This is a genomic window from Nocardia sp. NPDC004068, from assembly GCF_042874315.1.
Taxonomy (GTDB): Bacteria; Actinomycetota; Actinomycetes; order Mycobacteriales; family Mycobacteriaceae; genus Nocardia.
The window spans coordinates 533,012-553,887 of the sequence record NZ_JBIAMW010000005.1 but is presented as its reverse complement, the minus strand read 5'-3'; the positions used below and the strand labels follow the sequence as shown (position 1 = coordinate 553,887).

The 20,876-nt window shown below is 69.6% G+C and carries 22 protein-coding genes; 12 read left to right on the top strand and 10 right to left on the bottom strand.

Features of this window, described 5'->3' with window-relative positions; genetic code table 11:
• Window positions 1-73: 73 nt before the first annotated feature.
• On the top strand, window positions 74-697 hold the full coding sequence (locus tag ACFYTQ_RS16125; RefSeq protein WP_387361252.1) for a TetR/AcrR family transcriptional regulator: 624 nt from the start codon (window positions 74-76) through the stop codon (window positions 695-697).
• Between the two features lie 4 nt (window positions 698-701).
• Here the strand turns inward: ACFYTQ_RS16125 and ACFYTQ_RS16120 are convergent, their stop codons facing one another.
• Entirely contained in the window at window positions 702-1,457 is a 756-nt protein-coding gene (locus ACFYTQ_RS16120) for a TetR/AcrR family transcriptional regulator (RefSeq protein ID WP_387361250.1), read from the bottom strand.
• Between the two features lie 54 nt (window positions 1,458-1,511).
• Here ACFYTQ_RS16120 and ACFYTQ_RS16115 point away from each other — a divergent pair, with 54 nt between their 5' ends.
• Window positions 1,512-2,984 (top strand): MFS transporter, encoded by a 1,473-nt coding sequence (locus tag ACFYTQ_RS16115; protein ID WP_387361248.1) that lies wholly within the window; start codon window positions 1,512-1,514, stop codon window positions 2,982-2,984.
• 4 nt (window positions 2,985-2,988) lie between these two features.
• On the opposite strand, the gene ACFYTQ_RS16110 is transcribed toward ACFYTQ_RS16115, so the two are convergent.
• Both ACFYTQ_RS16110 and ACFYTQ_RS16105 read right to left on the bottom strand, forming a co-directional pair.
• Window positions 2,989-3,375 (bottom strand): avidin/streptavidin family protein, encoded by a 387-nt coding sequence (locus ACFYTQ_RS16110; protein ID WP_387361246.1) that lies wholly within the window; start codon window positions 3,373-3,375, stop codon window positions 2,989-2,991.
• A gap of 33 nt (window positions 3,376-3,408) precedes the next feature.
• On the bottom strand, window positions 3,409-4,941 hold the full coding sequence (locus ACFYTQ_RS16105; protein WP_387361244.1) for a DHA2 family efflux MFS transporter permease subunit: 1,533 nt from the start codon (window positions 4,939-4,941) through the stop codon (window positions 3,409-3,411).
• Window positions 4,942-5,053: 112 nt separating this feature from the next.
• On the opposite strand from ACFYTQ_RS16105, the gene ACFYTQ_RS16100 reads away from it, so the two are divergent.
• The 5 genes from ACFYTQ_RS16100 (at window position 5,054) to ACFYTQ_RS16080 (ending at window position 9,081) form a co-directional block, all read left to right on the top strand.
• Window positions 5,054-5,296 carry a hypothetical protein gene (locus ACFYTQ_RS16100; RefSeq protein WP_387361242.1) on the top strand — a complete coding sequence of 81 codons (243 nt, stop codon included), beginning with the start codon at window positions 5,054-5,056 and terminating at the stop codon, window positions 5,294-5,296.
• Between the two features lie 11 nt (window positions 5,297-5,307).
• Complete coding sequence (locus ACFYTQ_RS16095; RefSeq protein ID WP_387361240.1) at window positions 5,308-6,429, top strand: SPFH domain-containing protein; 1,122 nt, start codon at window positions 5,308-5,310, stop codon at window positions 6,427-6,429.
• A gap of 25 nt (window positions 6,430-6,454) precedes the next feature.
• Window positions 6,455-6,841: a cold-shock protein gene (locus tag ACFYTQ_RS16090; protein WP_387361238.1), complete on the top strand. Its 387-nt coding sequence runs from the start codon at window positions 6,455-6,457 to the stop codon at window positions 6,839-6,841.
• 96 nt (window positions 6,842-6,937) lie between these two features.
• Window positions 6,938-8,029, top strand: coding sequence for an ATP-dependent DNA ligase (locus ACFYTQ_RS16085; RefSeq protein ID WP_387361236.1), 1,092 nt, complete (start codon window positions 6,938-6,940; stop codon window positions 8,027-8,029).
• Window positions 8,026-9,081, top strand: a complete 1,056-nt coding sequence (locus tag ACFYTQ_RS16080) for a DNA polymerase domain-containing protein (RefSeq protein WP_387361234.1) — start codon at window positions 8,026-8,028, stop codon at window positions 9,079-9,081. The genes ACFYTQ_RS16085 and ACFYTQ_RS16080 overlap by 4 nt, the downstream gene beginning before the upstream one ends.
• Before the next feature lie 9 nt (window positions 9,082-9,090).
• On the opposite strand, the gene ACFYTQ_RS16075 is transcribed toward ACFYTQ_RS16080, so the two are convergent.
• Window positions 9,091-10,443, bottom strand: coding sequence for a serine/threonine-protein kinase (locus tag ACFYTQ_RS16075; protein ID WP_387361232.1), 1,353 nt, complete (start codon window positions 10,441-10,443; stop codon window positions 9,091-9,093).
• Window positions 10,444-10,566: 123 nt separating this feature from the next.
• On the opposite strand from ACFYTQ_RS16075, the gene ACFYTQ_RS16070 reads away from it, so the two are divergent.
• On the top strand, window positions 10,567-12,162 hold the full coding sequence (locus ACFYTQ_RS16070) for a serine/threonine-protein kinase (protein ID WP_387361230.1): 1,596 nt from the start codon (window positions 10,567-10,569) through the stop codon (window positions 12,160-12,162).
• A gap of 1 nt (window position 12,163) precedes the next feature.
• On the opposite strand, the gene ACFYTQ_RS16065 is transcribed toward ACFYTQ_RS16070, so the two are convergent.
• The 3 genes from ACFYTQ_RS16065 to ACFYTQ_RS16055 form a co-directional block, all read right to left on the bottom strand.
• Window positions 12,164-12,811 carry a TetR/AcrR family transcriptional regulator gene (locus ACFYTQ_RS16065; protein WP_387361228.1) on the bottom strand — a complete coding sequence of 216 codons (648 nt, stop codon included), beginning with the start codon at window positions 12,809-12,811 and terminating at the stop codon, window positions 12,164-12,166.
• Window positions 12,795-13,940 (bottom strand): acyl-CoA dehydrogenase family protein, encoded by a 1,146-nt coding sequence (locus tag ACFYTQ_RS16060; RefSeq protein ID WP_387361226.1) that lies wholly within the window; start codon window positions 13,938-13,940, stop codon window positions 12,795-12,797. The genes ACFYTQ_RS16065 and ACFYTQ_RS16060 overlap by 17 nt, the downstream gene beginning before the upstream one ends.
• Before the next feature lie 79 nt (window positions 13,941-14,019).
• Window positions 14,020-14,703: a TetR/AcrR family transcriptional regulator gene (locus ACFYTQ_RS16055; RefSeq protein WP_387361224.1), complete on the bottom strand. Its 684-nt coding sequence runs from the start codon at window positions 14,701-14,703 to the stop codon at window positions 14,020-14,022.
• Between the two features lie 236 nt (window positions 14,704-14,939).
• Here ACFYTQ_RS16055 and ACFYTQ_RS16050 point away from each other — a divergent pair, with 236 nt between their 5' ends.
• The 3 genes from ACFYTQ_RS16050 to ACFYTQ_RS16040 all read left to right on the top strand — a co-directional run bounded on the left by ACFYTQ_RS16050 (window position 14,940) and on the right by ACFYTQ_RS16040 (window position 18,102).
• Window positions 14,940-15,776, top strand: a complete 837-nt coding sequence (locus ACFYTQ_RS16050; protein WP_387361222.1) for an alpha/beta fold hydrolase — start codon at window positions 14,940-14,942, stop codon at window positions 15,774-15,776.
• A gap of 173 nt (window positions 15,777-15,949) precedes the next feature.
• Window positions 15,950-16,159: a hypothetical protein gene (locus tag ACFYTQ_RS16045; protein ID WP_387361220.1), complete on the top strand. Its 210-nt coding sequence runs from the start codon at window positions 15,950-15,952 to the stop codon at window positions 16,157-16,159.
• Window positions 16,156-18,102 (top strand): hypothetical protein, encoded by a 1,947-nt coding sequence (locus ACFYTQ_RS16040; RefSeq protein ID WP_387361218.1) that lies wholly within the window; start codon window positions 16,156-16,158, stop codon window positions 18,100-18,102. The genes ACFYTQ_RS16045 and ACFYTQ_RS16040 overlap by 4 nt, the downstream gene beginning before the upstream one ends.
• Before the next feature lie 9 nt (window positions 18,103-18,111).
• Here ACFYTQ_RS16040 and ACFYTQ_RS16035 read toward each other — a convergent pair whose 3' ends face one another.
• Window positions 18,112-18,408 carry a putative quinol monooxygenase gene (locus ACFYTQ_RS16035; protein WP_387361216.1) on the bottom strand — a complete coding sequence of 99 codons (297 nt, stop codon included), beginning with the start codon at window positions 18,406-18,408 and terminating at the stop codon, window positions 18,112-18,114.
• Window positions 18,409-18,525: 117 nt separating this feature from the next.
• Here ACFYTQ_RS16035 and ACFYTQ_RS16030 point away from each other — a divergent pair, with 117 nt between their 5' ends.
• Window positions 18,526-19,983: an SDR family NAD(P)-dependent oxidoreductase gene (locus tag ACFYTQ_RS16030; RefSeq protein ID WP_387361336.1), complete on the top strand. Its 1,458-nt coding sequence runs from the start codon at window positions 18,526-18,528 to the stop codon at window positions 19,981-19,983.
• A gap of 165 nt (window positions 19,984-20,148) precedes the next feature.
• On the opposite strand, the gene ACFYTQ_RS16025 is transcribed toward ACFYTQ_RS16030, so the two are convergent.
• Entirely contained in the window at window positions 20,149-20,481 is a 333-nt protein-coding gene (locus ACFYTQ_RS16025; protein ID WP_387361214.1) for a hypothetical protein, read from the bottom strand.
• Window positions 20,478-20,753: a hypothetical protein gene (locus ACFYTQ_RS16020; RefSeq protein ID WP_387361212.1), complete on the bottom strand. Its 276-nt coding sequence runs from the start codon at window positions 20,751-20,753 to the stop codon at window positions 20,478-20,480. Before ACFYTQ_RS16020 ends, ACFYTQ_RS16025 begins: the two co-directional genes overlap by 4 nt.
• Between the last annotated feature and the right edge of the window lie 123 nt (window positions 20,754-20,876).

Here is a 20,876-nt window from a genome sequence, read left to right as displayed (position 1 = left end):
GGCAGAGCGCCGTCGTATCGGTCGCGCGAACCCCCCACAGCACCCGCCGCCCCCGGGGATTTACTGTGGCTGAGTGTCCGAAGGTCAGAATGTCGCCGGTGGCGAGCCCCGCATCTGGGGTGGGACCACTCTCACCGAGCGCCGGGAGGCGCGGCGGGCGGCGTTGCTCGAGGCCGCGCTGGATCTGATCGGCGAGGCCGGGGCGGGGGCGGTGACCATGCGCGCGGTGTGCCGCACGGCCGGGTTGACCGATCGGTACTTCTACGAGAGTTTCACCAGCCGCGATCACCTGCTCGACACCCTCTACCGGCAGGTGGCCGACGAGTTCCTGGCGCCGATGACCGCCTTCGCCGCGGCCGACGACCCCGAACACGACCGCGAGCTGGCCCGGGCGCTGGTCGACAAGGTGCTCGAGGATCCGCGCAAATCGCGGCTGTTCCTCGTCGAACCGTATTCGAGCACCGGCCTGGGCCAGACCACGATCGCGGTGATGCCCGCATTCACCCGGCTCATCCAGGACCATCTGTTCGCCTACATCGACGATCCCGATCGGCGGCGGCTGGCGGCGGTGACGATGGCCTCGGGCAACGCCGGAATGTTCTCGGCGTGGCTGAACGGTTCGCTGCGGGCGAGCCGGGAGCAGATCGTCGATCACATCGTCGCGATCACCACGGCCTACCGCACCATCTACCGTTGACCGGTCAGCTCGCCGACTCGCGCACCGAATCCGGCAGGGGGCCAGGCGTTTTCGGGTCGCCCGCCAACCGGGCGTTCAATCCGTCCAGGACACAGATCAATCCGAAGTCGAACGCCAGCGCCCGCGCGGTGGCCGGATCGCGGGATCCGGCGGCGTCGTATTCGGCCACCAGATCCGGATAGTCCGCCCCGGCCAGTTCGGTGAGCGCGCCCTTCACGGTGTCGAAGTCGTAGTCCTCGATGCGCCCGCCCGCCTGGGTCAGCGCGACATCCGGAACCACCTGTCCCAGTACGTAACTGATCAGCGCGCTGTTGGCGAAGTGCACGTCCATCCCGGTGAACCCGGCGCGCAGGAAGGTGCGGCGCATGCCGTCGGCGAGGGCGAACGAGTGCGGGCCCACGCTCGGCAACCGGCCGATCAGCGCGATCATCCACGGATGCGCGAGCATGGTCGCGCGCAGCCGGTAGGCCATCGTCGTGGCCACCTCCCGCCACGACGCCTGAGCGGGGTCGGGCACGCCGACCTCGCCCCACGCCTCGTCCAGCGCGAGTTCGAGCAGTTCGTCCTTGTTGGCGACATACCAGTACAGGCTGGTCGCGCCCGCGCCCAGTTTCGCGCCGAGCTTGCGCATGCTCAGCGCGTCGAGCCCTTCGGCGTCGAGCAGTTCGACGGCCGCGGCCACGATCTGCTCGCGGCGCAGGCCCGAGGTCCGGGGCTGGCGTTGCGGGCGCAGCCATACCGAGGCGAAGGGTTTGCTCACAGCCTTCACGATAATTCACTCGCACACTGTTCCAGTTTCTCGTACGCTGTTCGAGTGACTTCGAACGCAATGGAGGGCGAGGCGGTCGTGCGCGATCCTCGCCGCTGGTGGGTCCTGGTGGTGCTGTCGTTGGCGGTGCTGGTCATCGGGATCGACAGCACCGTGCTCAATCTGGCCATCCCGTCGCTGATCCGGGATCTGCACGCCACGCCCGCCGACGTGCAGTGGATCCTCGACGCCTACGTCCTGGTCTTCGCCGGGCTGCTGCTCACCGCGGGCAGCCTGTCGGATCGGTTCGGCCGCCGCCGCGCGCTCATCACGGGATTGGCGGTGTTCGGGGCGGCGTCGCTGTTCGCGGTGCTGGCGACCGAACCGTGGCAGCTGATCGCGGCGCGCGCGGCGATGGGTGTGGGCGGGTCGATCCTCATGCCCTCGACGCTGTCGATCATGATGACGACCTTCGCCGAGGACGAGCGCCGCACGGCGATGGCCGCGTGGGCGACGACGTCGATGGTGTCGATCGTGCTCGGCCCGACGCTGGGTGGCTTTCTGCTGCAACACTTCTGGTGGGGGTCGGTGTTCCTGATCAACATCCCGGTCGCGGTGCTCGCGATCGGCGCGGCGCTGGTGCTGATGCGGGAGACGACCGGTGATCAGCGGCCGGTGGATCCGGTGGGCGTGGTGTTGTCGATCGTGACGCTGACCGCGACGGTGTACGTGATCATCGAGCGGGAGTGGAACATCGGGGTGATCGCGCTCGCGGTGGCCGGGGCGGTGGCGTTCACGGCGTGGGAGGCGCGCTCGGCGCATCCGATGTTGCCGCTGGGGGTGTTTCGCAGCCGCGACTTCACCGGTACGTGTCTGACGTTGCTGCTCATGGTGTTCGGCATGGGTGCGGTGATGCTGATGCTCACCCAGTATCTCCAGTTCGTGCTCGGCTTCGGGCCCATGCGCGCGGGCTTGGCGCTGCTGCCGTACGCGGTGTCCTCGGCGGTGTGCAACGGGCTCGGCGCGACGCTGGGCAAGAAGCTCAGCAACAAGACCCTCATCGTGACCGGTCTGGTGGTGATGGCCGCGGCCTTCGCGATCCTCGCCCAGGCCGACGGCTACGGCTGGGTGCTGGCCGCGATGCTGGTGATGGGCATGGGCGGCGGCCTCGCGGGCCCGGCGGCCTACGCGGCGATCATGAGCGCCATCCCGCTCGAGCACGCCGGGGTCGGCTCGGCCATGAACGACACCCTCCAGCAGGTCGGCATGGCCATCTCCATCGCGGTCCTCGGCAGCGTCCTGGCGGGCGTGTTCACCGACAACATGCCCGCGAATGCCCCCGAGGCGGCCCGCGATTCGATCGGCGCCGCCTTCCAACTCGGCTACGCCGACGCCGCCAAGACCGCCTTCACCACCGCCATGTCCCACGGCTCCTGGATCAGCGCCGGTTTCGCCTTCGCCGCCGCCTGCCTGGGCCTGATCCTCCTCCGCGACCGCAAACCCGTTGCGCCGCAACCGGAGACGGCACCCCTACCCTGACGGGTCACTCCTCGCGCACGAAGGTGTCGCTGTTGGTCAGCACCGCGTGCGCCCACGGTAAGGTCAGCCGCTCCGCCGGGGCTCCCGGGTGGGGCGGCTTGACCGCCTCGTCGGAGACCACGTGCCAGGCGGCGTGCAGCCGCCCGTCACGCAGCAGGCCGGTGAACGAGCAGATGCTCGCGATGTCGCCGGGGGCGGTGAACGCGAAGTGCGCGCACGGCCCCCGGTGCAGGCCCTGGATGGGGACCGACGCCCCGGCGAACGCGCTGTCGCCGAGGGCCGTTTCGAAACTCCCCCGCAGGAGGTTGTCGCTGTCGTCGGTGATCACCAGCAGCGAGCCGTACTCGTTGCGCCACCGGCCTGTCCAGTTTCGGTCCGATGTGGTTGCCATGCCGACGACGGTACCCATCCGGGGCCGTGGCCGTCAGTGCGTCATCATCGCGGCGTCGGCGCCCGCGGGCAGGGCGGGTTTGCGGCGGGGCAGGAACGCGGCGGGGATCAGGGTGAGCAGGACCAGGACCACCGCGACGATGTAGGTGTGCGCGAAAGCCGCTGCGGCGTCGGAGAATCCGGTGTCCAGCGCGCCCGGGGGGAGCTTGTCCGCGATCTCGGGATGCTCGTGCGAGGCGATCGCCGCGCCCGCCAGCTCGTGGCTGTTGAGCAGGTTGGTCAGCACCACCGACATGATCGCGGTGCCCACCGAGGCGGCGGCCTGGTTGACGATGTTCATCAGCGTCGTGCCGCGGGCGACCTGCTCGTGGGTCAGCGTCTGGATGGCGGCGGTCATGGTCGGCATCATGGTGCAGCCCATGCCCAGGCCCATCACGAACAACGCGATGCCCAGCAGCAGATACGAAGTGTCGCTCTGCAATTGGACGAAGAACAGCATCGACACCGCGATGACCGCGACACCGGTCAGCACGATCTTGCCCGGACCGATCTTGTCGACCAACCGGCCCGCGATCGGCATCGTCACCATCGCGCCGAGCCCCTGCGGGGCCAGCAGCAGACCCGCGGTCAGCGCCGACTCACCGCGCACCGATTGCAGATAGGTGGGCAGCAGCAGACCCGCACCGAAGAACGCCACCGCGAACAACAGCATGGTCAGCACGGCGAAGGTCAGCGACCGGTTGCGGAACAGATGCACATCGATCAGCGGATGCCGGGTGCGCAACGCGTGCAACACGAACGCCACCAGCAGCACCACACCGATCGCCGCGGGCACCAGCACCCGGGCGGCGAGGACGGTGTGCTTCTCCGGAATCGAGGACACACCGAACAGGAACAGCGCCAAACCCGGTGAGGCCAACAGCATTCCGAGGAAGTCGAAACTCTCCGAGGGCTGCGGGTTGTCCGAGGGGAACACGATGTACGCCAGCGCCAGCGCGACGATGCCGATGGGCACGTTGATCAGGAAGATCCACTGCCAGTGGAACCCGATCAGCCAGCCGCCGAGGATCGGACCCATGATCGGGCCCAGCAGCATCGGCACGCCGAGCACCGCCATCACCCGGCCCACCCGCTGTGGCCCCGCCGCGTGGGTCATGATCGTCATGCCCAGCGGCATCAGCATGCCGCCGCCGAGGCCCTGCACGATGCGAAAGGCGATGAGCGACTCGATGTTCCACGACGTCGCGCACAGCGCCGACCCCAGCACGAACAGCGTCAGCGCGAGCATGTAGAGGCGTTTGGTGCCGAACCGGTCGGCCGCCCAGCCGGTCAACGGGATGACGCTGGCCAGCGCGAGGGTGTAGCCGGTCATCGACCACGCGGCCACCGCGTAGCTCGCCCCGAACTGCCGCTGGAACTCGGGCAGCGCGATCGTGACGACGGTGATGTCGAGGATCGACATGATCGCGCCGAGCACGACGACGCCGGCCACCTTGAACACTGCGGCGTCGAGCTTGTCCGACGCCGAATCGGGCTGTGGCGCCCGGATATCCGGAGGTTGTGTCACCGCTTCAGCCTGCCAGGTCGCCGAGCGATTGACCAGCACATTTTTCGGGGGCTTCGGACGAGTAGGCTGAGGTTTCCCCGGTATCCCGAGGGTGGGCAAGGAGATCGTCGCGATGACCGACCCGGTGCACGGATTGACCGGTACGCTCACATCGCCGATCCGAGGCGCGGACACGCTCGGGGAGGTCCTGGTCGCGATCCGAGGGGGCACAGAAATCTACCTGGCACGAGCCACCGAACCGCTCGCCGCGGGCACCACCGTGCTCGTCGTGGGCGTGAACCCGGGCCGGATCGTGGACGTAGTGCCCTGGATACCGCTCGACTTCGGACCGGGTGGGGAATTTCCGAAAGAGTAAGGGAGACAACAGTGCTGGGGTACCACGTGCCCGATCCCGACGAGGCCATGCTGGTCAGCGGCGGGCGCGGCAAGGACAATGCGCCGTTCCGGGTGGTGATCGGGCACGGCGCCTTCGTGGTTCCGCTGTTCCGCAAGGTCCGGTATCTGTCGCTGGCGATGTTCGAATCCGAGATCGGCGAGCGCTGCGTCACCAAGCAGGGCATCCAGCTGGATGTGCGCGCGGTGATCGCGTTCAAGGTCGCCAACGACACCGCCTCGATCGTCAATGCGGCGCAACGGTTCCTGTCCGAGCAGGAACGGGAGATGAGCGTGCTGACCGGGCGCATCTTCTCCGGGCATCTGCGTTCGATCGTCGGGTCGATGACGGTCGAGGAGATCATCCGGGAGCGGCAGAAACTCGCCGACGAGGTGCTGATGGCCTCGAAGGTGGAGATGAGCAATATCGGGCTGTGGGTGGACTCGTTCCAGATCCAGTCCATCGATGACGGCAACCTCGGCTACATCGCGGCGCTGGCGGCCCCGCACAACGCCGCGGTGCAGCGCGACGCGCAGATCGCCCAGTCCCAGGCCGCGCAGGAGGCCGCGAAGGCCGAACAGGAATCGCAGCGCAAACAGGCCGAGTATCAGCGCGAGACGGCGATTCTGCGCGCGCAGTACCAGCGCGACATCGACAAGGCCAATGCCGAAGCGGCGCAATCGGGTCCGCTCGCTCAGGCCAACGCGTTGCAGGAGGTGCTCACCGCGCAGGCGGTGCAGGCCCGCAAGCAGGCCGAGCTGCGCGAGCAGCAGTTGCAGGCCGAGGTGGTCAAGCCCGCGCAGGCCGAGGCCGAGCGGGTGCGCATCCTCGCCCAGGCCGAGGCCGACCGCACCCGCATCCAGGCCGAGGCGGCGGCGTCGAACAATCGGATCGCGCTCGATCAGCTGCTCATCGAGCAGTTGCCCGAGATCGTGGCGCAGGCCTCGCGCGGGCTGGCGGGGGCGAATCTGACCGTGCTCAACGGGCCCGACGGAGTGAGCGAGGTGGTCAACGGCATGGTCGGACAGGGGCTCACGGTGTTCGATTCGCTGCGGAAGGCTCTTTCGGTCAACACCGAACGGGCCGCGACAGCGGTCGATAGAGTGCAGGAATAGGGACGGCGACGAGGAGCGGGTGTAGGTGTCGATCGGGAAATTGGTGTCCTTCGACAGTTCTCGGGGGTTCGGTTTCATCCGCCCGGAAGACGGTGGCCCGGATGTTTTCGTGCACGTGAACGACATCGGATTGGACGAGGACGAGCTGCGTCAGGGGCGGGTGTTCGAATTCGAGGTGACCGAGGGCGACCGGGGGCCCAAGGCGGTGAATCTGACCGCGGTCGGCGGGGCGCCCGCCCCGCGCCCGCATCGGGGCGGGCGCGGTTCGGGTCAGCTCACCGCGGCCGAGCACAAGCGGCTGATCACCGAGTTGCTGTTGGACGCGAGTCCGGCGCTCACGGCCGGGGAGATTCTCACCATCCGCGAGCGGTTGACCGAGTTCGCCGATCAACACGGCTGGCTCGACAGCTGACGGGGACGGGCGGGCCGGAATACGATCTTGCCGACAGCGGGCGATGAATTTCGCCGGCCCGCGCCGTCGGCATCGGTGAGACCCGAGGAGGATCGTGTGGACCTGCCCGTCATGCCGCCCGTGAAACCGATGCTGGCGAAATCGGCGTCGGCGCTGCCGCGCGATCCGCAGCTGTACTACGAACCGAAATGGGACGGCTTCCGCTGCATCGTGTTCCGCGACGGGGACGAGGTGGAGCTGGGTTCGCGCAACGATCGCCCGCTGACCCGGTACTTCCCGGAATTGGTGGAGTTGCTGCGCGCGACGCTGCCGCCGCGGTGCGTGATCGACGGGGAGATCGTGGTCGTCACCGAGCACGGCCTGGATTTCGACACGTTGCAGCAGCGGCTGCACCCGGCGGCGTCGCGGGTCACCAAGCTGGCCGGGGAGACCCCGGCCAGCTTCGTGGCGTTCGACCTGCTGGCGCTGGACGACCGCGATCTGACCGAGGAACCGTTCGCCGAGCGGCGGCGGCTGCTCGAGACGGTGGTCGACAACTCGGTGCCGCGGCTGCATCGCACGCCGCTGACCTCGGATCCGGACGTGGCGCAGGACTGGTTCACCCGATTCGAGGGCGCGGGCTTCGACGGGGTCATGGTCAAGGCCACCGACCTGCCCTATCTCCAGGACAAGCGGGTGATGATCAAGGTCAAGCACGAGCGCACCGCGGACTGCGTCGTCGCCGGGTTCCGCTGGCACAAGGACGGGCAGGGCGTGGGATCGCTGCTGCTGGGGCTCTACGACGACGCGGGCCGGTTGCATCACGTCGGGGTGGCGAGCAGTTTCACCGCGGCCCGGCGCGGGGAGCTGGTCGAGGAGCTGGCCCCGCTGCGGAAGAACGCCCTCGAGAACCATCCGTGGCGGGAGTGGGCCGACGCCGCCGCGCAGGCCCAGAGCGAGGGCAAGATGCCCGGCGGGGTGAGCCGCTGGACCGGCGGCAAGGATCTGTCGTGGGAGGCGCTGCGCCCGGAGCTCGTGGCCGAGGTGCGCTACGAGCATGTGATGGCGGGCCGATTACGCCACGGCGGCAGGCTGGTTCGCTTCCGCGACGACCGCACCCCCGAATCGTGCACCTACGCCCAGCTCGACGAGGTCGCCCCCGCCGAGCTGGCCGACATCTTCGCCGAGGCGAAGGGCGCGGCGCGGTGAGCAAGGCCATCGAGATCGAGACCGACGGCAAGGTCGTCTCGATCAGCAATCCCGACAAGGTGTACTTCCCCACCCGCGGCGAGACCAAGCTCGACCTGGTCCGCTACTACCAGGCGGTGGCCGAGCCGATCCTGCGCACGATGGGCGCGAGACCCGTACTGCTGGAACGATATCCGGACGGCGCGGGCGGCAAGTCCTGGTTCCAGAAGCGCGTTCCGAAATCCGTACCCGACTGGTTGCGGACCACCACCGTGGAAACCCCCAACGGCACCACCAGCGACGCGTTGGTCGCCGCGGACCTCGCCCACATCCTGTGGGCGGTCAACCTGGGCTGCTTGGGTTTTCACGTCTGGCCCACCCACGCGGGCGCCGCCGAGGCCAGCACCGCCCCCGTCGTTTACGACGCCGCGGGCAACCCGCTGCCGCCCACCGGCGTCACCGACGAACTGCGCATCGATCTCGACCCCTCCCCCGGCATCACCTTCGACGACCTCCGCGAGGCCGCCGTCCGCACCCGAAACCTGTTCTCCGAGTTGGGCATCGACGCCCGCGTGAAGACCTCCGGCTCCCGCGGCCTGCACATCTACGTCCTGCTCGAACCCCGCTGGGACGGCTACCAGGTCCGCGCCGCCTCGATAGCCCTGGCCCGCGAACTCGAACGCCGCCACCCCGACCTCCTCACCGCCTCCTGGTGGAAGGAGGAACGCGGCCGCCGCGTCTTCATCGACTACAACCAGAACGCCCCGCACCGAACGGTTTTCGGCGCGTGGTGCGTCCGCCCGAAGGTAGGCGGCCAGGTCTCGACCCCGGTCTCCTGGGACGATTTGGGCGCCATCGTCCCCGACGAGCTCACCCTCTCCACGGTCCCCGCCCGAGTGGAAAAACTGGGCGACCCCTGGGCCGACCGCACCCCCCAATCCATCGACCCGCTGCTGGAGATGTCCCAGCGCGACATGGACGCGGGGCTGATGGACGCGCCCTGGCCACCGGTGTACCCGAAGATGCCCAACGAGCCGCCGCGGGTGCAACCGAGCAAGGCGCGCAAGGCATGACGGCCGGGCCTAGTTGGTGCCGCCGATGATCGTGGTCTCCCGGCACAACCAGCGACCGTCGAGCCGCTCCATCACCAGCCGAAACTGTTGGGGTTTGGTCGTTTCCCGCTGGTTGACGGTGTCGTTGCGATAGACCTGGGTGAGGACCACGGTGATCTCGGCGCTGGACAGGTCGGCCGATTGCGCGGTGCAGGTGCTATCGGTGACGTGCGAGTGCCCGTGCGAGGTCGCGATGGCCCTGGTGTTGTCGGGCAGGGTCGAGACCAGGCTCGCGTGCAGGTCGCCGGAGGACCGGTCGAGTACCGCGGTCTCCCAGCCGTCCAGCTTGTCGTAGTCGTAGGTCGCCAGGAGGCGGGCGTACTCGCATCCGGCCTGCCGCGCCGCGTCCCGCGCGCTGTCGACCCGGCTGCGGGTCCACGTGCTGTGGGCGGCGAAGGCGCCCGCGGCTGTCGCCGCGACGAGCACGACGGCGCCGACGAGGACCAGAGCGATCCGCGCGGCGCGTCGCCGGGGCGGCGCCGACGCGGGCAGCGCTCGCCGCGCGGCCGCGGCGAGCTCACCGCATCCTGCGTACCGGTCGTCGCGATTCTTCGCCAGCGGCCGAGCGATCACGGCATCGAAACCGCTTGGTACAACCGGGTTCTCACGAGTCGGGCGAGGCGCGGGCAGGTTCAGGTGACCGTGGATGAGCTGACCGGTCGTCGTGCCGGGATAGGGCAGCGCCCCGGTGAGCAGGAAATACAGCGTGCAGCCAAGGGCGTACACGTCGGCGCGGCGATCGACGTCGGCGCGGGTGTCGAACTGCTCGGGCGCCGCGTACTGGAAACTCGCGAACAACTCCCCGGCCCGGGTGAACTGATCGGCCTGGTCGAGTGCCTTGGCGATGCCGAAGTCGGCGAGGAACACCTGCTGCGCGGGTCCGCTCGACAGCAGGATATTGGCGGGTTTCACGTCCCGATGCAGGACACCGGCGGCGTGGGCGTGATCGAGGGCCTTGGCGACCTCGGTGACGATGTGCACGGCGTGCTCGGCCGGGATCGGGCCGCCGCCGCGCACGGCCGCCGCCGCGTCCACGCCGTCGACGTACTGCATCGCGATCCAGAGCCGCCCGCCCTCCTGCCCGCGCGCGTAGACGGTGACGATGTTCGGATGCGCGAGCCGGGCCGCGGTGTCGGCCTCGTGCAGGAAGCGCGCCCGGATGGTCGCGTCGTCGCCGACCGCGGGATGCAGGATCTTCAACGCCACCCAGCGCGGCAGATCGCGATCGTGCGCGAGATAGACCTCGCCCATGCCGCCGACGCCGAGCAGCCGCTCGATCCGATATCCCGCGAAAACCTGGCCGTGGGTCAACGATTGCGCCACCCCGGTCTCACCTCCCACCCTTCTCCGCGCGCTCACCCTACTGCACCCGCGCGGCGTCGAGCCGCCGATGGGTACGATCCTGAACGGCACACGGATGGAATCGATTGCACGGGGGGATATTCGATGCCGGACATCGGCGCATCGTTCGCGGGGTATCGCATCGAGCGCGTGCTCGGGCGGGGCGGGATGGGCACCGTCTACCTCGCCCGCCACCCGCGCCTGCCCCGGTCCGTCGCGTTGAAGGTGCTGAATCGAGAACTGTTCACCGACAACGCCATTCGCGCGCGCTTCGAGCGGGAGGCCGAACTCGTCGCCCGGCTGGACCATCCGGGCATCGTCGCCGTCCACGACCGGGGGATCGACGGCGATCAGCAGTGGATCGCCATGCAGTACGTCGAGGGAATCACCGCGGCGGCACTGGATCCCGCGCGCCTGGCGCCCGAGCACGCCGTCCGAATCGTCGGCTACGTCGCGCAGGCCCTGGATTACGCGCACGGACACGGCATCCTGCACCGCGACGTCAAACCCGCCAACATTCTCCTCGCGCGCCCCGGGCAGCGCGACGAGCGAATCGTCCTCACCGACTTCGGAATCGCCCGCCTGCTCGACGAGACGCGTCACCTGACCCGCACCGGGACCGTGAACGGCACCCTCGGGTACGCCTCGCCCGAACAGCTCACCGGGGTCGCGTCCACCGCCCGCTCCGACCAGTATTCGCTGGCCTGCACGTTGTTCCGGCTGCTGACCGGCCGCTCGCCGTTCGAGTCGCCCAATGCCGCCGCGGTCGTGAAAGGCCATCTCCAGCACAGTCCCCCGGCGGTGAGCGCGGCGCGGGCCGGGGTGCCGCCCGCGATGGACGCGGTGCTCGCGCGGGCGTTGGCCAAGCATCCCGACGACCGGTTCGCCTCGTGCACCGAGTTCGCGACCGCGGCGTGGTATGCGTTGACGCAGAACGATTTTCGGCTCGCTCCGGCGGCGACCCAGCCGCGACCCGCGCCGGTCCTCGCCCCCGCGCCCGACAGCCCGCCACCCGCATTGCCCGCCTCGGTGAACGAGGGCCGCTCCCGATGGCGAAAGGTCGTCATTCCCACCGCGATCGCCGTGCTCGTCGCCGCCGGAGCCGGAATCGGTGTCGCCGCAAGCGTTCTCAGCAACAGCTCCGGAGCCGCGCCCGTGGCGGCCCGGCCGACCCGGACCCCGGATCCCGAGCAGGAGCGGCAAGGAGAGGAATACGTCGCCGCGTTGCGGGCGGCGAGTATCGCGTTCCCGAAGATGGTTCCGGCGGAGCGGACCGTGGGAACGACCAGATCCGGATACGGGCATTCGAGCTGCGAGGGGGTGCCCGGCTTCCGGGCCTTCGATCCCGAATTCGACACCATCGACTTCAAGACCTATATCGGCGCCTGGCAATGCCTGGGCGCCGAGGTGGTGACGTTCAGCATCTACGCCTACCGCTCGCCCGACGATGTCCGGGCGGTCGTGGCGGGTCTGCCACCGCACACCCGGACGGTCGAGGTGAACAACGGCGTTGCTTACACCAACTACGAGTTCTGGCACGACGCCCGCTCGATCTACCAGAAGCCGTTCGTCTCCCGGGTGACCACCTTCCTCGACGACCCGGACCGCGCGACGTTCCTGCTGATCGCCCGCCCGATGAGCAGCGCCGACGGCGCCGCCGAGCGACTGCACGCGTGGTGGAACAGCGCCCCGATCGGCTGAGTCAGGTCCCCCGCTCAATCTTCGGGAACGCCGTGGTCACCAGCGTCAACAGCATGTCGGCCAGCAACGCGTGCACCTGATCGCGATCGAGCGACCCGCGCGTAATCCATTCCCGCCCAGCCGCTTTCACCAACCCCCCGTACGCCCGGACCAGCGCCCGCAGTTCGTCGCCGTGCTTCGAGCCGCCCAGGCCGACCATGTGCAGCAGCCGGTCGGCGGCGGCGTCGTCGGCCTCGTCGAGGATGCGCTGGACCTCCGGGTCGTCGCCGATGCCCTCGTGGCCGGTGACCTTGACCCACGTGCTGCCGTGTTCGCCGATGGTGTCGAGCAGCCAGGCGACGCTGGCGTCGACGCGTTCGCGGACGGTGCCGGTGGGGGTGGTCATGTGGTCAGGTCTGGGGAGGGTGACCATGCGGCGGACGACGGCCAGGTAGAGGTCGCGTTTGTTGCCGAAGTAGTGGTTGATCAGGCCGCGGGCGACGCCCGCGCGCTGGGCCAGTTCGGCGGTGGAGACCGCGGCGTAGGGGCGTTCGCCGAACATGGCGATGGCGCAGTCGAGGATCTGCGCGCGCCGTTCGTCGGGTTCGAGCCGACGCCGGCGCGCGGAGGCGTCGGCGTCGGTCAGCGCGGTGTCAGAGTGAGCGGGCAATGAGATCCTTCATCACCTCGTTCGACCCGGCCAGGATGCGCAGCACGCGCGCGCCCGTGTACAGCTGGGAGATCGGGTATTCCGTCATGTATCCATAACCACCGAAGAGTTGCAGACAACGATCCACCACGATACCCAACTGATCGGTGAGCCAGTATTTCGACATGGCCGCGGTCGGGATGTCGAGTTCGCCGCGCAGATGCTTGGCGATCGCGTCGTCGAGGAAGGTCCGGCTCACCCGCGTGATCGTCGCGCACTCGGCCAGTTCGAACTTGGTGTTCTGCATCGCGAACAACGGTTTGCCGAACGCCTCGCGGCCCTTGGTGTACTCGACGGTGATCTCGACCGCCTTCTCCATCATCGCCACCGCCAGGATCGCGGTGACCAGCCGCTCCTGGGCGAGCAGCTGCATCATCTGGTAGAAGCCCTGCCCCTCGGCCTCGCCCAGCAGATTCGACGCGGGCACCCGCAGGCCGTCGAAGAACAGCTCCGCGGTGTCCTGACCCTTGCCGCCGATCTTGGACAGGATGCGGCCGCGCGTGAATCCCGGTGTGTCGTCGGAGACTTCGGCGAAGATCAGCGACACGCCCGCCGCGCCCTTGGTCGGATCGGTCTTGGCGGCGATGATGATGCCGTCGCACAGCCAGCCGTTGGAGATGAAGATCTTCGAACCGGTGATGACGTACTCGTCGCCCTCACGCACCGCGCGGGTCTTGATGTTCTGCAGGTCCGATCCGGTGCCGGGCTCGGTCATGCCGATCGACAGCACCATCTCACCGCTGGCTGCCTTGGGCAGCACGCGGCGCTTGAGCTCCTCGGAGCCGAAGTGGTGGAGGTAGGGCGCGATGATCGACGAGTGCACCGACATGCCCAGCGAGCCGTCGCCCGCGAAGGTCTGCTCCTCGATGATGGCGGCCTCGTGCGCGAAAGTGCCACCGCCGCCGCCGTATTCGGTGGGGATCGAGGCGCACAGCAGCCCGAGTTCCCCGGCCCGGTTGTACAGTCCGCGATCCGGATGACCCTGGGCGACGAACCTCTCCTCGTGCGGGACGACCTCCTTGTCGAAGAAGTTCCTCGCCAGTTCCCGTACGGCCTCGACCTCGTCATCGCTCCACGCGGCGCGCGCCATCGTCTGCATCCTTCGTCTCGTGCCCGACTTCGTGAGCACCAGCGTGGCAGCCCTATTGGCGTAATGTCAACAACATCGGTCAGTCGGCGCCGCGCGCCTGGTTGACCTCGGCCAATGTGGTGAAGATCGGCAGTTCGGGATCGGCGTCGATGCCCTGCCGCCGCAGGAATCCGTCGATCAGCCCCCAGACCAGTTCGGTGGCCCGGTCGACGAATTCGTCGGCCGCCGGGGCGGGCGCGCCCTCGAGCCACAGATCGGTGATGGCCACCACCACCCCGACGACCGCGCGCGACAGGTAGTCGATCCCCGCGGTGTCGAGCGGCACCGCCTCGGCGACCGACCGGGCGAGCTTGGTGAACCGCCGCGCGGCCTCGCGCCCCAGATCGAACTGCAACACCTGGTCGTCGGCGCCCTGCGCCACCGGCGCCTGCGCCAGGAACCGAAACACGTTGGGATGGGCCAGGATTCCCTCGGCGTACCCCGCGAACACCCGCCGCAGCGCCGCCCGCGGCGGGTGCAGCATGAGCGTCATGTCCTCACCGGTCGCGGCGAAAGCGTTGCGCGACACCCGATTCGCGATCTCGGTGTAGAGATCCGCCTTGTCGGCGAACTGCCGATACAGCCGCGGCTTGGTGATCCCGGCCTCGCGGGCGATGTCGTCCATGCTGGGGCGCGGGCCCGCGCGATCGATCACCCGGAACGCGGCGTCGACGATGTCGTCGCGCGTGATCCGCGCAGTGGTCCTGCTGGTGGCACGGGGCACGGGATTCGACTCCGATACGGGTTGCGTGGTTCCCGCGAGGATACCTGTACCGCTGGTACGGCACGGCATGCGCTCGCCTACCGGAAACATCGATCGCACCGCTGCCGCCATTTCTGTGAGCTAGCGCACAGACCTTCCGGTCGCGCGGGCATTGCCTTCCGACGGACGTACTGCCAGTATCACTATTCGTACTGCCGGTACGTTCGGTGCGGACCACGCACCCCGAGGTGAACCCCATGACCCCACTGCCCACCCGCCGCCGCGTGCGGGGCCTGGCCGTCCGCGAGTACGGCGATCCCGCCGCCGACACCCTCGTGCTCGTGCACGGCCTCACCGACACCCACCGCGTGTGGGAGCGGGTCGCGCCGCTGCTCGCCGACGGCTTCCACGTCGTCGCCTACGATGTGCGCGGCCACGGCCGCTCCGCGAAACCCGCTGGGCGGCAACATTATCGGCTCGCCGCGCTCGTCGAGGACCTCTACGCGATCCTCGACGCGACCAGTCCCGGCCGTCCCGCGCACCTGGCCGGGCACGGCTGGGGCGCGATCCAGGCGTGGGAGGCCGCCGCCGATCCGCGCGCCGCCACCCGCATCGCCTCGATCACCGCGCTCGGCGTCCCCGGCCTCGATCCCCTGCTCGCGGCCGTACGCGATCCGCACCCGCCCCGTATCCGGTGGTGGCGGCTACCCGGCCTGGGCTGGCTGGTCCTCGGGCGCCGCCTGCTGCGCTGGCCCCGACTGCGCCGCGCCCCGCGCTCGGCACTGCGCGTCACCCCGGCCGACCTGCGCGCGGCCGCGCGCATCCTGTCCGCGAATCTCGTTCCGCGCCTGCGTCATCCGTGCGATCACCACGTCACCGTCCCGGTGCAGCTGATCGTCGACCGCGCCGACGCGGCCGCACTGCCCGCCGCCGACCGCCACGTCCGCCACGCGACCGACCGGCTGTGGTGCTACCGCCTGCCCGCCGACTACGCGCTACCCGTCACCGAACCGCTACTGGTCGTGGAGGCCATCGCCAACTTCGTCGACGACCTGCGCGCCGACAACCGCCCCCTCGAGTACTCCCCGCGCTGACCGCGCCCGCCCTCTCGCCCGTCCGTCCGTCCGCTCGCCCGTCCGTCCGCCCGCTCGCCCGCTCGCCCGCTCGCCCGCTCGCCCGCTCGCCCGACCGCCCGACCGCCCGACCGCCCGACCGCCCGACCGCCCGACCGCCCGACCGCCCGACCGCCCGACCGCCCGGAGGCATCATGTCCGCCTATCCGCTCACCGACACCCTCGGCGCGCCGCTGCCCGAGGAGTTCACCCGGCTGTCCGATACCGAACTGGGCGAACTGGACCGCCTGCTGCGCGCGGCCCGCACCCGCCGCGCGAAACACCTTGCCGAGGCGGTGGATTCGTCGATGCGCTACGTCCCGCGCCTGCTGCGCCCCACCCTGCGCAAGGCGCTGGGCCTGTGACCGATCGCCTGCTCGCCCACGCCGAGACAACCAAACTCGCTCGGCTGCTGGATATTCCGGACCCGTCGGCGCTGGACTTCCTCACCGAGCTCCCGCCCGAGGCGATCCGCGCCTTCCGCGAACGCGCCACCGACGCCCTGTTCGACGCCGATGCCGCGAAACTGCGCCGCGTGGCCCAGGCCGCGAAGCTGGTGCCGACGCCCATCGCCGCCAAGGCCGCCGAACACGCCTTCGGCCCGGATCTGTGCGCGGCGGTGGCCGCCCAGGTCGAGCCAGCCCGCGCGATCGACATCGCCAAGGCCCTGCCCGCGCCGTTCCTGGCCGAGGCGACCATCCGGCTGGATCCGCGCCGCACCGCCGACATCATTCCCCGGGTGCCCGTGCCCCTGGTCGTGGCCGTCGCGCGTGAACTGCTCTCGAGGGGTGAGCACGTCACGCTGGGACGGTTCGTGGGCGTCGCATCGGGGGAGATGATGCGGGCGGTCGCGCACACCATGTCGGATGCGGATCTGCTACGGGTCGGGTACCTGATCGAGGACAAGTCCGCGATGGACGCCCTGCTCGAACTCGTCGCCGACCGGCTGCCCGGCGTGGTGCGCGCGGCCCACGAACACGGCATGTGGGCCGAGGGCATCGACCTGCTCGCCACCGTCAGCCCCGAAAACCGTTCCCGCATCGGAGATCTCGCGGCGCGCTCCGGCGGCGAGATCCTCGACGGCCTGGTCCGCGCCGCCCACGAACTCGACGCGTGGACCACCCTGCTCCCCGTCACCGCCACCATGAGCCCCGACAGCCTCGCCCTGTTCGCGGCGCGCCCGACCGTGCACACCGAACCCGTCCTCAGCGCGATCATGGACGTCGCCCTCGACCACGGCCTCTGGCTCGACCTCCTGCCCCTCGCGCCCCACCTCCCCGCCGAGCCCCTGGCCTTCATCGCCGCCCGCGTCGCCGCCAAGCCCGACGCCGAACTGGCCGACCTCGTCCACGCCGCCGACGCGGCCGAGCAGTGGGACGCCATGATCCCCGTGGCGCTGGCCATGTCCGACCCCGACCGCCGCCGCATGGCGGGCCTGCCCGTCATGGCCGAACCCGCGGTGCTGCGCGCCCTCACCGCCACCTGCGCCCGGCACGAGCTGTGGTCGCAGGTCCTGCCGTTGGTCGATGCCCTGCCCGACCGCGCCAAACACACCCTCGGGCTCTGCCTCGCCGAACTCACCGACGAGCAACGCCGCGCCGCGGTCCTCGCCGCCGCCGACAGCGACGACTTCGGCGTCCTGGTCGACCTCGCCGTCGACGAGGGTCTCTGGCTCGACCTGCTCCCCCTCACCGCCGAATTGCCCTCGGCGCGAATGCGATTCGTCGCCACGCGGATCGCCGGACGCACCGACGAACAGCTCACCGCCCTCGTCCGCGAGGCCGACGCCGCCCGCCTGTGGCACGCGCTCATCCCGATCGCCCTCGCCATGTCCGACCCCGACCGCCGCCGCCTCGCGGGTCTGCCCGTCTTCGCCGACCGCGACATCCTGCGCGCGGTCATCGACACCGCCGCCGCCCACGACCTGTGGGCCGAGGTCCTCCCCCTGGTCCACGCCCTGCCCGACGCGGCGAAACCCACGATCGCCTCCTGCCTCGGCGACCTCGACCGCGCCCAACTCCTCTCGGCCGTCCGAACCACCGCCCGAAGCGCCGACCTGCCCGTCCTCGTCGAGATCGCCCTCGCCCAGGACCCACCCGGTCGCGCCCGAGTCCTCGAAATTATTTGTGCCATGGACGATCTCGACGACTTCCTCACCGCCCTCACCCCGGAGACCCCCGATGTCGTCTGGGACGCCTTGGTCGAGGTCCGCGCGGAGATCCCGCACCCGCTCCGCACCCGCCTCGCCGACCGTGCCCGCCGACTCGATCGACCCGAGCACGCGGACGGGCTCGCCGGATCGAGCTAGGCGGACCGATCAGCTCTCGTAGGCTTCGACGGTCGGCGTCGACCCCGGTGCCCACAGCGCCATGAGCGCCTCGACGAGCGGGGCATTGTCCGCCCGCTCGACGCGCTGATGGGCGGCGAGCAGGTCCCGGTTCGTCCACCGCTCGAGCATCACGAACGTGTCGGGATCGCCTGTGCCCCGGAACCATTCGTACTGCTCGCACCCCGGCTCCCGGCGCACGACCTCCGCCAGCGCCGCGAACGCGGCCTCGAACTCCGCCGCGCGCCCGGGCGCGACGCGAATGGTGATGATGTGGCGAATGGCCATGGCCCGCATCCTCCGATCGCTCGCCCCACCGTACGGCGTGGGCGGGGTCACAGGAAGGGTGATGCGACAATGAGCGCTGCAAACGACCCGACTCCCGAAAGACCGCAGCGCACAGCCATGTCCGACCACGATTCGACGACCATCGCACCGGAGCCGGTCATCGACCGCGCCGACCTCGAGGTGTGTCTGCGGGTCCTGGACCAGGCCGGGCGGTTGGACAAGGAGCATCCCGACTCGATCGCGGTGCAACGCGCGGTCGGGCACATGTTCAAGAAGCTCAAGAAGCGCAAGCGGGCCGAGGCACGCGACGCGATCTCCGCCGCCGACAAGGCCGTCGTCGCCGCCACCGCCACCGGCTCCCCGAACCGCATCGACGACGAGACCGCCGGAATCCCGTTGTCCTCCAACGCCTCCGGGGCCAGCGCGGGCAGCCTGCTGCGGGCCCGGCCGTGCTACATCTGCAAACAGCGCTACACCCGCGTCGACGCCTTCTACCACCAGCTGTGCCCCGACTGCGCCGCCCAGAACCACGCCAAACGCGACGCCCGCACCGACCTCACCGGCCGCCGCGCGCTGCTCACCGGCGGCCGCGCCAAGATCGGCATGTACATCGCGCTGCGCCTGCTGCGCGACGGTGCCCACACCACGGTCACCACCCGCTTCCCCAACGACGCCATCCGCCGCTTCGTCGCCCAGCCCGACAGCGCCGACTGGATTCACCGGCTGCGCATCGTCGGCATCGATCTGCGCGACCCGGCCCAGGTCGTCGCCCTCGCCGACGACGTCGCCGCCGCGGGCCCGCTCGACATCCTCATCAACAACGCCGCCCAGACCGTGCGGCGCTCCCCCGGCGCCTACAGCGCGCTCGTCGAGGCCGAACACGGCCCGCTGCCCGCGGGCGAACTCCCCGACACCGTCAGCTTCGGCAAGACCATGCAGGCCCACCCGACCGCGCTGACCGCCTCGCTCACCCCCACCCTGTCCGCCGCCGACGTCACCGAACTCGCCCTCGTCGCGGGTTCGGCCACCCCCGAACGACTTTCGCGCGGCGTCGCCATCGACGCGGGCGGCCTGGTGCCCGATATCGCGCACACCAACAGCTGGGTGCAGACCGTCGGCGAGGTCGACGCCACCGAACTGCTCGAGGTCCAGCTCTGCAATTCGGTCGCCCCGTTCATCCTCATCTCCCGGCTGCGCCCCGCCCTCGCCGCCTCCCCCGCCCGCCGCAAGTACGTCGTCAACGTCTCCGCCATGGAAGGCGTGTTCGCCCGCGGCTACAAGGGCCCCGGCCACCCGCACACGAATATGGCCAAGGCCGCACTCAACATGCTCACCCGTACCAGCGCCCGCGAGATGTTCGACAGCGACGGCATTCTCATGACCTCCGTCGACACCGGATGGATCACCGACGAACGGCCGCATTTCACCAAACTGCGCTTGGCCGAGGAGGGCTTTCACGCTCCGCTCGATCTTGTCGACGGGGCGGCTCGGGTGTACGACCCGATCGTGCGGGGTGAGAGTGGGGACGATGTGTTCGGGTGCTTCCTCAAGGATTACGCGCCTGCCGACTGGTGACGGGGCGGGGCTTGGGTCGCCCTCTCCCTCTTTGCTGTTCGTGAGGTGACGCTTGCGGTTCTCTCGGGTACGACACGTGCGGCTTTTAATGCATAGATGCGCATATCGTCGTAAAGGGATGAATAAAGATAGACCGACGCCGATCCGCCTGTGCCCCAGGACGATTCAGCTGGCGTGACGGACAGTGTGGATGCGCGCCAGCGCACGCATGGCGTCCGCACGGGAGATGAGTTCGTCGCGGTCGTCCAGATCGGCGACGGCCGCCTCAGCCCACTCCCGCACCAGGGTCGACACCCCCACCCCGCGTTCGTCGGCGAGTTCCTTGATGCGGCTGTGCAGGCGCATCGGCAGCCGGATGGAGGTGGTGACCATGATGTCGTCGCCGGGTTGCAGGCGAGGCGGAATCTGGTCGGCGGGGACCGGATCGTCGCGGAAGGTCAACCGGTCCAGGAAGGCGCCCACTTCCTCCGGTTCGGAGGGAAAGTCCTTGTCGCTCATCGGTTCTCCTGCTCCCACTGCTCGAAGATCGTCAGCTCGTCGGCCCGCATCGCACGCGCGCCGAGGATCATCCAGGTCCACTGATCGAACCGTCGCGTGACCACGATCAGCGGACGCCCACCACTCGTGCGTCCCCAGATCGACAACGCGACCACGCTGCCGTCATCGGCAAGCCGGGGCCAGCGCCGCTCGGCCCCGAGAACCTGGCGGACCTCCCAGGGTTCGACACCGGTCAGATGCGCCAACGCCCAGTCCGGCCACTCGAACCCCACCCTCGCATAATACGCGTGTAGTAACAGCAGGCCCACAGGGCTGAGGCAACCCAGCCGCACCCTTTGTTCGAATCCGCACCCGTTTCAGGGCCTTGCAAGGGGTGCGGATTCGAATAAGGGGTG

Excerpts from the sequence above, each read along its gene's own strand:
- ACFYTQ_RS16110 (WP_387361246.1), bottom strand. The coding sequence starts at position 3,375 with ATGGCAACCACATCGGACCGAAACTGGACAGGCCGGTGGCGCAACGAG.
- ACFYTQ_RS16070 (WP_387361230.1), top strand. The coding sequence starts at position 10,567 with ATGCCGGACATCGGCGCATCGTTCGCGGGGTATCGCATCGAGCGCGTG.
- ACFYTQ_RS16030 (WP_387361336.1), top strand. The coding sequence starts at position 18,526 with ATGTCCGACCACGATTCGACGACCATCGCACCGGAGCCGGTCATCGAC.
- ACFYTQ_RS16025 (WP_387361214.1), bottom strand. The coding sequence starts at position 20,481 with ATGAGCGACAAGGACTTTCCCTCCGAACCGGAGGAAGTGGGCGCCTTC.
- ACFYTQ_RS16100 (WP_387361242.1), top strand. The coding sequence starts at position 5,054 with ATGACCGACCCGGTGCACGGATTGACCGGTACGCTCACATCGCCGATC.
- ACFYTQ_RS16060 (WP_387361226.1), bottom strand. The coding sequence starts at position 13,940 with ATGGCGCGCGCCGCGTGGAGCGATGACGAGGTCGAGGCCGTACGGGAA.
- ACFYTQ_RS16050 (WP_387361222.1), top strand. The coding sequence starts at position 14,940 with ATGACCCCACTGCCCACCCGCCGCCGCGTGCGGGGCCTGGCCGTCCGC.
- ACFYTQ_RS16045 (WP_387361220.1), top strand. The coding sequence starts at position 15,950 with ATGTCCGCCTATCCGCTCACCGACACCCTCGGCGCGCCGCTGCCCGAG.
- ACFYTQ_RS16035 (WP_387361216.1), bottom strand. The coding sequence starts at position 18,408 with ATGGCCATTCGCCACATCATCACCATTCGCGTCGCGCCCGGGCGCGCG.